This window comes from Sphingomonas glacialis, from assembly GCF_014653575.1.
Taxonomy (GTDB): Bacteria; Pseudomonadota; Alphaproteobacteria; order Sphingomonadales; family Sphingomonadaceae; genus Sphingomonas; species Sphingomonas glacialis.
Map to the genome: position 1 here is coordinate 565,568 of NZ_BNAQ01000003.1, position 11,134 is coordinate 576,701.

Consider the following 11,134-nt stretch of genomic DNA (forward strand, 5'->3'; position numbering starts at 1 on the left):
TGGCGACGACGACGACCGAATCCGACCGGCGCACGCGCCCGTCGCTGGACGCCGTGCCAGCCCTCGACCGCGCGCCGTGCGGACTCGCGCCGACAACCCCTCCCGTCTCTCCGCGAAGGAAACCCCGATGACCCGTCGTGCCGGATTTGCGCTCTCGCTCGCCACGGTGCTGCTCGCGTCGACCGCGGCAGTCGCCCAGGATGCCGCCAGCGACGCCACCGCGTCCGCCACGGTCCATGCCGACCGCCCCGGCCCGGTGATGGCGCGCCAGGTGTTCGGCCAGTTCGCCGAGCATCTCGGCCACGGCATCTATGGCGGCATTTGGGTCGGCGAAGGCTCGAAGATCCCCAACGACCATGGCTATCGCCGCGACGTGATCGACGCCTTGCGCGCGATCAAGGTGCCGACGGTGCGCTGGCCCGGGGGCTGTTTCGCCGACGAATATCACTGGCGCGACGGCGTCGGCGCGCGCGGCAAGCGTCCGGTCAAGATCAACACCAATTGGGGCGGCGTCGACGAGGACAACGCCTTCGGTACGCCCGAGTTCATGGGCTTTCTCGAGCGGCTCGGCGCCGAAGCCTATGTCTCGGCCAATGTCGGCAGCGCACCGCCGAGCGAGACCGCGCAGTGGGTCGAATACATGACCTCGCCCAATGGCTCGAGCCTCGCCAAGGAGCGCGCGGCGGACGGGCATCCCGCGCCGTTCAAGGTGCCCTATCTCGGCATCGGCAACGAATTGTGGGGTTGCGGCGGCAACATGCGCGCCGAATATGCCGCCGACCTGACCAACCGCTATGCCGCCTTCGCCAAATCGGGATCGGGCAAGATGCGCAAGATCGCCAGCGGCCCAAGCGATTCGAACTACGAATGGACCGACACGCTGATGCGGCTGTCGGGCAAGCATATCGACGGCCTGTCGCTGCATTATTACACGCGCCCGCGCGACGTGCACTGGAACGACAAGGGCGCAGCGCTCGGCTTCCCCGAGAGCGAGTGGGCGAGCACGATGGCGCACACGCTCCAGATGGAGGAGTTCGTCACCAAGCATTCGGCGATCATGGACAAATACGATCCCGCCAAGAAGGTCTGGCTGGTCGTCGATGAATGGGGCACCTGGTACGATCCGGCGCCGGGCAGCAACCCCGGCTTCCTCGTCCAGCAGAACAGCGTGCGCGATGCGGTCGTCGCCGGGCTCAATCTCAACATCTTCGCGCACCATGCCGACCGCGTGAAGATGGCAGCGGTGGCGCAGATGGTGAACGTGCTGCAGGCGATGCTGCTCACCGACGGCGCCAAGATGGTCAAGACGCCGACCTATTGGGTGTTCGACCTCTATCTGCCGTGGATGGACGCGACGACCTTGCCGATCGAGGTCACGTCGCCCTGGTATCACAAGGATGCGGTGGCGGTGCCGGCGATCAGCGCATCGGCGGTGCGCGATACCGCGGGCCAGGTGCATGTCGCTCTGGTCAATCTCGATCCCAATCGGTCGATCCCGCTGTCCATGGCGCTCGCTGGGGTGAGCGCGACCAGCGTTACGGGCCGGATCGTCACCGGCGCGACGATGGACGCGCATAACAGCTTCGAGCAGCCCGATGCAGTGAAGCCCGTGGCGTTCACGGCGGCGCAGGTCGCGGGCAGCACGCTGACCGCGACGATCCCGGCTAAGTCGGTGGTGGTGCTCGACTTGCGCTGAGCGGGAGCGGCGCGTCACCGGCGCTGGGTCGGCGGTGACGCGTGTTCTCGAAGGGACGGGTGTGCGCGCGACGATCCACTGTTGCGCAATGCCTTCGGCGCGTAGCAGTCGATAGCAGCCCGGCCGACCACGAATCAGGTCATACGTTTGCAGGCCGCGCCAACGTGTCGCGCTGACGCACTAACGCGCGTATACCCAGAGCGCCGTCACCCCAGACTTGATCCGGGGTCCATGCGAGACGACCGCCATGCTCGACCGGCTCGCATGAATGCCGGATCAAGTCCGGCATGGCGCGTTAGACTGCCATCACGCTTTGCGTGTCCTCGAGCGCCAATTCGACCAGCCGCCGCATCGCCGCGGTCGCACCCTCGACATCGGCGGCGACGATCGCGTCATAGACGAGCACGTGATCGGGGATCGGATTGCGCGGCAGCGCGCGCATCCGCTGCTTGAACTGCGTCGTCCAGGCGACTGCGGCGCCGATCGAGGCGCTCATCACCACCAGCGCATCGTTGCGCGTCGCGCGCAGGATCGCGTCGTGGAACTGGCGATCGGCCGTTCGGCCCGGCTCGGTCGCGAGCGAATGGCGCCGCATCGCGGCAAGCGCGTCCTTCATCCGCTTGATGTCGTCGCGGTCGCGCTTGGCAGCGGCGATCCCGGCGGCGGCGGGCTCGATGATCAGCCGCAGCTCGAACAGGCTGCGCACCAGCTGCGGATCGGGTTCGCCCGCAAACGCCCAGGCGAGCACGTCGGGGTCGAGCAGATTCCAGCGGTCGCGCGGCAGGACGCGCGTGCCGGTCTTGGGGCGGCTCTCGACCAGGCCCTTGGCGATCAGCCCCTGGATCCCCTCGCGATACGCGCTGCGCGACACGTCGAGCGTCTCGGCAAAGACGGTCTCGCTCGACAGCGTTTCGCCGGGGGCATATTCGCCCGACAGGATCGCGACGCCAAGCTTGTGGGCAATGGCGCCGCGCAGGCGTCTGCCCTTGCCGCGCGGCTGGCGTGGCAGAGGGGTGGAACCGTCTCCGGCGTCGGCATCGTCTGGCGCGATGATGGGGGCTTTAATCGTCACAGCCTTTCCCTCTAGCAGCGACGGCGCGCTTCGGAAACTGCGCCCATCACAGCGTGTCCGGCATCGTGTCAGCATGTTTACGGATAATCCAGCCTTTCGGTCAAAACGGCGCCCCGCGCACCGCTGCCGGGCGCAGGCGCGATCGTCCAGAGCTGGCGCGGGCGGATCATGGAATCGCCGAGGTCGACCGCGATCGGCCCCTTGGGCCAGTTTGCGGGGGGTGGTGCCGCTTCCTGCATCGCGCGGGCCGGTCGCGGCGGCGCTGGAAGATGCGGCGCTGAACGGGCAGGGAGGCCCTGCCTCAGCGGCCGCCGAAGCAAAGAGCGCGCAATGGCGATCGACACCTGGCCGGGTCATCCCATCTCTCCCGAGACCGCTGCGCGTGGTGGCGGCTCGTCGTGGTGCATCGTGCAACCGGCGTTACGGGACGCTTCCGGGACCCGACTGCAGAAAAGGGTGACGCAGTCTGGCTTGGGTCAATAGTCCGACAACAGAATGTGGTTGTGCGGCGCGCCGCGCTCAAGGCGAGTTGCGGCAAGTTCTTAATCCAAGTGAACTGAAAACGAAGGGAGCTGTTTAGGCTCGATGGTGGCGGTAGCGTTACGCTCGGACACTTCAGGTCTGACGCCGGCGGGCGCTCGGTCCGTGTGAGCAGGAGCGTATGATGACGGCGAGGGGAGTGGCGGACGCCGGGACGCAGCTTGGCCCCGACAAGAATGGACGGCGTCGGTGATCCTCGCGAACGGCGCCACCTGGGGCATTTGCGCTGCCGCCACCGGCGCGGTGATCGCGCGACCGTTCCGCTTGCCCGAGGCGATCTGGGCGGTGGCCGGCGCGGTGCTGCTCGTCGTGTTCGGGCTGATGCCCGTTCCGGCGGCAGTCGCGGCGATCGGCAAGGGACTCGACGTCTATCTGTTCCTGATCGGCATGATGCTGCTCAGCGAAACCGCGCGCGAGCAAGGGCTGTTCGATTGGGTCGCGGCGACCGCGGCGATCAACGCCAAGGGCTCTTCCGCACGGCTTTTCCTGCTCGTCTATGCCACCGGGATCGTCACCACGACCTTCCTGTCGAACGACGCGACCGCGGTCGTGCTCACCCCCGCGGTTTATGCCGCGGCGCGCAAAGCCAAGGCCGAACCGTTGCCGCTGCTGTTCGCGTGCGCGCTGATCGCCAATGCGGCGAGCTTCGTGCTGCCGATCTCAAACCCCGCCAACCTCGTGCTCTATGGTGGGAAGATGCCGCCGCTCGGCCAGTGGTTCGGCTCGTTCGCGCTGCCCTCGCTCGCGGCGATCGTCGTGACCTATGCGGCGCTCCGCTGGATCGAGCGCAAGAGCCTCGCTGGATCGTGCGAATCCGATGTCGAGCGCACCCCGCTCTCGACCGGTGGCAAGGCGGCACTCGCCGGGATCGTCGCGACCGCGGGCGCGCTGATCGGCATGTCGGCGTTCAACCTGTCGCTCGGCCTGCCGACCTGCCTTGCCGGGCTCGCGACGACGCTCGGCGTGTGCGCCCTGGCGAAGAGCTCGCCGCTCGCGCTTGCGGGGCAGGTGTCGTGGAGCGTGCTCGCGCTCGTCGCGGGGCTGTTCGTGCTGGTCGAGGCGCTCGATCGCACCGGCGTGATCGCGCAGGTCGCCGCAGCGCTGAAGGCGGCGGCGGCGAACCCCGTACAGGGTGCGGCGCTGTCGGGCACGATCCTCGCCTTCGCGTCGAACCTGATGAACAACCTTCCCGCCGGCTTGGTGGCGAGCACCGCGGTGGCGCAAGTCCATCCGCCGCGGCTGATCGTCGATGCGCTGCTGATCGGGGTCGATCTCGGCCCCAATCTGTCGATCACCGGGTCGCTCGCGACGATCCTGTGGCTCCAGGCGATCCGCCGCGAGGGCGAGGATGTCGGCTTCTGGCGCTTCCTCAAGGTCGGCGCGGTGACGATGGCCCCCGCGCTCGCCGCCGCACTCGGCGCGCGGCTGCTGATCGGCTAGCTCAGAAGCGGAAGCTCAGCCAGCCAGCCAGCGAGGAAGTCCGAGCTGGCATAGCCGGCCTTCGTCAGTGATGGCCCTGCCGCAAGGTGCTCGTAACGCCCGGTGAACGACAGCCGCGACGCGATCGACCAGACCGCCTGAACGCGCGCGACATTGCCGATCTTGCGGTCGGCGACGGTCTGCGTGCCCGCAAACGGCTGGCCGTTCGCACGGTACACCGCGTCGCGCGCATCGTCGCGCCACGTCAGCTGATATTCGGCACTGACGCGCAGCTTCTTGACCGGCGTGAAGCTCACCGTCGGCGCGACCGCGATCAGGTTCGAGGGCGTGAGCGACAATTGATAGCTGTAATAGACGTTGTTGCCGAACGGCGCATAGGCGTTGCGCAGCGTGCGCCCGCCATAGCCGCCACCGCCGCTCGCATAATCGGCATGGAAGCCGATCCGCGGCGCGGCGGGGCTTTTCCCGAGGCGATAGGTCTGCGCGAAGAAGCCGTGCCACGCATCGATCCGCTGCTCGATGAAATTGCCCCATTGATGGTTGAGCGTCCAGTCGATCGTCACGGGGCCGGCATCGCCCCAGACGTGCACGCCGCCGTAGAAGCGCCGTCCCGGCCCGATCCGCCCGCCCCAGGTGCCGACCGAATTGCGCCGCCGCCACAGGAACGGATCGACGTAGAGCTTCGACCCGCCGAACCACTGCGTCGGGACGACCATGCCGAGCGTCACGCCCGAGAAGCGGCGCGCCGGATCGCTGATATCGTCCTCGACACTGAGATCGCCGTACGCCGTCGGTTTGAGGTCGAACACGTCGAGGCGGAAGCGGCCGGTGCGCGCCCAGGCGCGGATGCCGTTGAGCGTATAGCGGATCGTGTTGTTGTCGCGCTGCGAGACGAGCAGATTGGGGCCGTCGGTGAATTCCTGGCGGCCATAGCGGGCCCCGAGCGCGACGCCGCCGACATCGGCGGTCGCTTCGGCGAAATATTGCTGGAGCGTCAGCGCGTTGCGCAGCGTCGCCGCGGGCGCGCCGAGTTCACGCCCGCCGATCCCGCCATGCGCGACTTCGCCGTAGAGGCGCAGATGCGGCCCGAGATGGAGATCGGCGCCTGCGGTCAGCCGGCGGATGTCTTGCCGCTGGTGCGGCGTCTCGCGCAAGTTCGGGTTGCTCGTCATGTTGATGCGCAACCGCGCCTCGCCCGAAAGCGTCAAATAGACTTGCCCGTCGTCGGCGATCGAGATGAACTTGATCCGATCGATCGGATCGTCGCGCTTGGCGGGATCGCGCAGCACGCGCCAATCCTCGGCCCAGCGCGACAGATTATAGCCGTTGGTGGTGGCGCCATCGCCCGCCGCCGCCGCGGGATATTCGGTCGCGGCGGGGCTTGCGGCAGGCGCTGCGGTCGCTTGCGCCAGTGCTGGCGTGGAAAGCAGCAGGGCAAGCGGGGTGGTGGCACGCAGCGCGCGCATCGGGTTCGGCTTGCGCATGTTATTCGGCCGGAACGGCGTCGGCCGCCATCTCGTCGACGCGCACGCTGCGCCCGGCGATCGCGCTGCGGAACTGCTCCATGTCGAGCTTGCCCTCCCAGCGCGACACCACCACGGTCGCGACCGCATTGCCGATGAAGTTGGTAAGGCTGCGGCACTCGCTCATGAAGCGATCGACCCCGAGGATCAGCGCCATCCCGGCGATCGGCACGCTCGGCACGATCGACAGCGTCGCGGCCAGCGTGATGAAGCCAGCCCCCGTCACCCCCGCCGCGCCCTTCGACGACAGCATTGCCACGCCGAGCAGCAGCAATTGCTGGCCAAGCGACAGATCGACGTTGCACGCCTGCGCGATGAACAGCGCGGCGAGCGTCATATAGATGTTGGTGCCGTCGAGGTTGAACGAATAGCCGGTCGGCACGACCAGTCCGACCACCGATTTGGGACAGCCGGCGCGTTCCATCTTCTCGATCAGGCTCGGCAGCGCGCTTTCCGAACTCGACGTGCCGAGCACGAGCAGCAGTTCGTCCTTGAGATAGCCGATCAGCTTGAAGATCGAGAACCCCGCCCAGCGTGCGACGAGCCCGAGCACGACGATGACGAACAGCAAAGAGGTCGCATAGAAGGTGCCGACGAGCATCGCGAGATTGGCAAGCGTCCCCGCGCCATATTTGCCGATGGTGAACGCCATCGCGCCGAACGCGCCGATCGGCGCGGCCTTCATCACGATCGCGACGACCTTGAACACCGCGACCGAAATATCCTCAAGCGCGCCGAGCAGCTTCGTCCCGCGATCGCCGATCATCGCCAGGCCGATGCCGAACAGCACCGCGACGAACAGCGTCTGCAGGATGTTGCCCTCGGTCAGCGCCGAGAGGAAGGTGTTGGGGATGATCCCGGTAAGGAAGCCGACTAGCGTCGTCGCATGCGCCTTGCTGGCATATTCGGCGACCTTGGTCGTATCGAGCGTGGTCGGATCGATATTGAGCCCCGCGCCCGGCCGGACGACATTGGCGACGATCAACCCGATGATCAAAGCGAGCGTCGAGAAGAAGAAGAAATAGGCGAACGCCTTGCCGACGACGCGCCCGACCGAGCCGAGATCGCGCATCCCGGCGATGCCGGTGACGATCGTCAGGAAGATCACCGGCGCGATGATCATCTTGACCAGCTTGATGAAGGCATCGGCGAGCGGCTGGAGCGACTCACCCGTCGCCGGATAGAAATGCCCGAGCAGGACGCCCGCGACGATCGCAATCAGCACCTGGGCGTAGGTGTGGCGATACCAGGGGCGGCGGGTAGCAGCCGTCAACTCGGCGGCGGGGTGTTGCAAAATCGGGATCACGGCCTTCTCGTCCTCATCCAGGGGGAGCGCCTCTGACGGGCGGTTGACTATGCGAACAGTGTGCGGCGGTGGCGACTGCGGATGGCGCACAATTCGTTATTTTCGCACAAGGCCCTAAGATATCGGCGTTTTTCGCTGGCTGAATGGCTGTGAACGCCCGATCGATATGCAATAATCGGGACAGAGGCTGGCGACATTGTGCCGAAAGTTGCACATTGGCACCGCCACGCTCGCAACCGCGGCGTGTCGAAGCTGTTGTCCCATCGCCCGCTTGCTATGGCAGATCGATCGACCATGACCTGCGCTGCCCTTCGAAGCTTACCCCATCGTGCCGCGCGCGCCCGCCGGGCCGGCGGATGACGGCGCGCACAACGCTGGCGGCGGTCGGGCGGTCGATCGGGGTGCGCTGGGGGATCGTCGCGGCGATTCTGGCGATCGCGGCGGCGTGGGGCGCCGGGCGTCTTGCCGAGCAGCGCGTCGTCACGGCGCTGCACCAGCAAGTCGAGAGCGATGCCCGGCTCCGCGCCGCGCTGCTCAACGGCGAACTCGCGCGATTCCGCTTGCTCCCGCTGACACTGGCGGACGATCGCGACGTGATCGCCGCGATCGGCGGGAGTGCGGCGGCAAAGCGTGCGCTCGACATCAAGCTCGAAGCGCTGTCGCGCGTGACGGGCGCGCCCGCCATCTATGTGATCGGCTCGGATGGCATCACGATCTCGGCGAGCAATTGGCGATCGGCGCAGAGCTTCGTCGGCGCCGACTATCGCTTCCGGCCGTATTTCCGCGATGCGCTCGCGCGCGGCGAGGCGAGCCAATATGCGCTGGGGACGGTGTCGGGGCACCCCGGCCTCTATCTCTCGCGCCGAATCGCCAATCGCGGCGTCATCGTCATCAAGCTCGAGTTCGACCGGATCGAACGCGTCTGGGCGAGCGCCGGCGGGATCACGCTCGTCCGCAACCCACTCGGCGTCGTGCTGGTGACGAGCCGGCCGGCCTGGCGCTTCGCCGCAACGCGGCCGCTCTCCGCGCGCGACGAAGCGCAGTTCCGCGGCGAGGCGCGCGTCACGCCAGCCGCACTCGCGCCTTTGCCGGTCGCGGCGGTCGATGGCGAGGATCGCTTTGTCGGGCTGGGCACGACCTTTCTCGCGCGCGCCGTGGTGACCGCGCAGCCGGGCTGGCAATTGCTCCTGCTCCAGCCGATCGAGACCGCGGTGGCGGCCGCGCGGCGCGCCGCGTCGGTCAGCGCGGCGCTCGCCACGATCGCGCTCGCCGCGCTTGCCTGGGCGTGGCGCCAACGCGTGACGCAGTCGCGCCGCCGGACCGAGGAGCTCGAACGGGCGGTCGCGCGGCAGACCGCCGATCTGCGGCGCGAAATGGACGAGCGCGCCGAAAGCGAAGCGCGTGCCGCCGAACTGCGCGAAGCGCTGCGCCAGGCCAACCGGCTCGCCGCGCTGGGGCAGATCACCGCGAGCGTCGCGCACGAGACCGCGCAGCCGGTCGCTGCGATCCGCACTTATGCCGCCTCGGGTGCGACCTTGCTCGATCGCGGCGCGATGGCGGAGGCGCGCGAGAATTTCGTCAGGATCGGTGGGCTGGCGGAGCGGATCGGCGCGGTCACCGCGCAGCTCCGCGGCTTTGCGCGCCGCCAGACCGGGGAGGTGCGGCCGGTCGACATCGCCGAGGTGATCGACGGCGCGCTGCTGATCCTCAGGCAGCAGCTGCGCGGCGTCACGCTCGATCTCCCGACGGTCGCGCCGCAGCTCGCGGTGATCGGCGGCAAGGTCCGGCTCGAGCAAGTGCTCGTGATCCTGATGCAGAATGCGGTGGAAGCGATTGCGGCGTGCGAGACACGGCAGATCGCGCTGACCCTGGCGAGCGACGCCACGCACGTCCGGCTGGTCGTCGCGGATACCGGGCCGGGCGTGTCGGCCGAAATCGCGGAGCGCCTGTTCACCCCGTTCGTGACGTCGCGGCCGCAAGGATTGGGGTTGGGGCTGGTGATCGCGCACGACATCATGGTCGAACTCGGCGGAACGCTTCGGCTGCTGCCGGGTGAAGGCGAGGGCGGGCGTGGGGGCGGGGCGCGTTTCGAGATCGGGATGCGGCGCGCGTGAGAGAGACCTCCGCCCCGCTCGAGGTCGCGCTGGTCGACGACGACGACGATCTGCGCGCGGCGACGACGCAGTTGCTCGAGCTCGAGGGATTCAGCGTCCGCGCCTTCGCCGATGCGGCGAGTGCGCTTGCGGCCATCGGCGCGGACTATCCCGGCGTCGTCATCACCGATGTGCGGATGCCGGGTATGTCGGGGATCGAACTGTTCGGCGTGTTGAACGCGCGCGATCCCGAATTGCCCGTCGTGCTGATCACCGGGCATGGCGACGTCGAGATGGCTGTCGGCGCGATCAAGGCAGGGGCATGGGATTTCCTGACCAAGCCGTTCGATCCCGAAGCGTTGCTGGCGGCGGCGACGCGCGCGGCGAAGGCGCGGGCGGTGTTCCTCGAGAACCGGCAGCTCCGCGCCGCGGCCGATGCCGAAGCGGGGGATGCGTTGATCGGCGCGACGCCCGCGATCGTCCGGCTGCGCGGGATGATTCCGGTCCTGGCCGATGCCGCGCTCGATATCGTGATCGAGGGGGAGCTCGGCACCGGCAAGGAGCATTTCGCGCGGCTCGTTCACCGCGCAGGCCGGCGCGCGCGACATCGCTTCCTCAAGATCGACTGTGCGACGGTGACGCCCGCGCTGATCGAGCGCGAGCTGTTCGTGCGCAACGGCGTCGTGGCGCGCGCCGACCGGGGCACGCTGTTCCTGCACAATCTCGAATGGGCGAGCGACGACTTCCAGAACCGGCTCGTCCGGCTCGCCGAGACGCGGGCGGTCGCGCTCGAGGCGCGCGATCCCGATCCGGTCGATATCCGCATCATCGCCGCCGTGCAGGCGGGCGAACGCGACCGCGTGTTGCCGGCCTTGTTCCATTTGCTGGCTGGCGTCCCACTACGCATGCCGCCCTTGGCCGAGCGCAGCGCCGACATCCCACTGCTGTTCGCGCATTTCCTGGCCCGCGCAGCGCGGACGCATGGCTGCGCGATGCCCCATGTGGCGGATCATGCCTATCGCCTTGTCGGACACAGCTGGGCGGGCAACGTCCTCGAACTCGAGAAGACCGCCGAGCGGATGTGTCTGGGCCTCGATGAAAGCGGGGGGGAACCCGACATGGCGCTGGCACCCTTGCCGGCCCGGCTCGATGCGTTCGAGCGCGCGGCGATCATCGATGCTGTCACGGCCTCCGATGGCGAGATCGCGCTCGCGATCGAGCGCCTGCAGCTGCCGCGCAAGACCTTCTACTACCGGGTGAAGCGGCTCGGTATCGATCTGCGAGCCCTGCGGCGACAGTCCGGCAACTGATTCGAGGCCGGGAGGGTACGGTTCGAATCAGCGGGTGGCCTGTCGTCCTGCGACGGATGGGTGGCGAAGCAAGGCCGAACCCGAGCGTTTCTGCGGGATTGACGCGGGATTGCAAGAAAAGTGCAAAAAAGGGTTTGACCGAATCAGGGCGTGG

Annotated in this window: 7 protein-coding genes; 4 read left to right on the top strand and 3 right to left on the bottom strand. The window is 67.9% G+C overall.

The window, feature by feature from the left end:
* The first annotated feature begins 127 nt into the window (after positions 1–127).
* On the top strand, positions 128–1,696 hold the full coding sequence (locus IE187_RS13405; RefSeq protein ID WP_189676639.1) for an alpha-N-arabinofuranosidase: 1,569 nt from the start codon (positions 128–130) through the stop codon (positions 1,694–1,696).
* 295 nt (positions 1,697–1,991) lie between these two features.
* Here IE187_RS13405 and IE187_RS13410 read toward each other — a convergent pair whose 3' ends face one another.
* Positions 1,992–2,750, bottom strand: coding sequence for a FadR/GntR family transcriptional regulator (locus IE187_RS13410; protein WP_189676677.1), 759 nt, complete (start codon positions 2,748–2,750; stop codon positions 1,992–1,994).
* A 747-nt stretch (positions 2,751–3,497) separates the two neighbouring features.
* Here IE187_RS13410 and IE187_RS13415 point away from each other — a divergent pair.
* Complete coding sequence (locus tag IE187_RS13415; protein ID WP_189676640.1) at positions 3,498–4,748, top strand: arsenic transporter; 1,251 nt, start codon at positions 3,498–3,500, stop codon at positions 4,746–4,748.
* On the opposite strand, the gene IE187_RS13420 is transcribed toward IE187_RS13415, so the two are convergent.
* Positions 4,745–6,232, bottom strand: a complete 1,488-nt coding sequence (locus IE187_RS13420) for an alginate export family protein (RefSeq protein ID WP_229839398.1) — start codon at positions 6,230–6,232, stop codon at positions 4,745–4,747. The genes IE187_RS13415 and IE187_RS13420 overlap by 4 nt on opposite strands.
* Before the next feature lies 1 nt (position 6,233).
* Entirely contained in the window at positions 6,234–7,574 is a 1,341-nt protein-coding gene (locus IE187_RS13425) for a dicarboxylate/amino acid:cation symporter (RefSeq protein ID WP_438810930.1), read from the bottom strand.
* 359 nt (positions 7,575–7,933) lie between these two features.
* Here IE187_RS13425 and IE187_RS13430 point away from each other — a divergent pair, with 359 nt between their 5' ends.
* Both IE187_RS13430 and IE187_RS13435 read left to right on the top strand, forming a co-directional pair.
* A complete protein-coding gene (locus tag IE187_RS13430) occupies positions 7,934–9,691 on the top strand; it encodes a sensor histidine kinase (RefSeq protein WP_189676641.1) in 1,758 nt (585 codons plus the stop codon).
* Positions 9,688–10,980, top strand: coding sequence for a sigma-54-dependent transcriptional regulator (locus IE187_RS13435; protein ID WP_189676642.1), 1,293 nt, complete (start codon positions 9,688–9,690; stop codon positions 10,978–10,980). The genes IE187_RS13430 and IE187_RS13435 overlap by 4 nt, the downstream gene beginning before the upstream one ends.
* Positions 10,981–11,134: the final 154 nt, after the last annotated feature.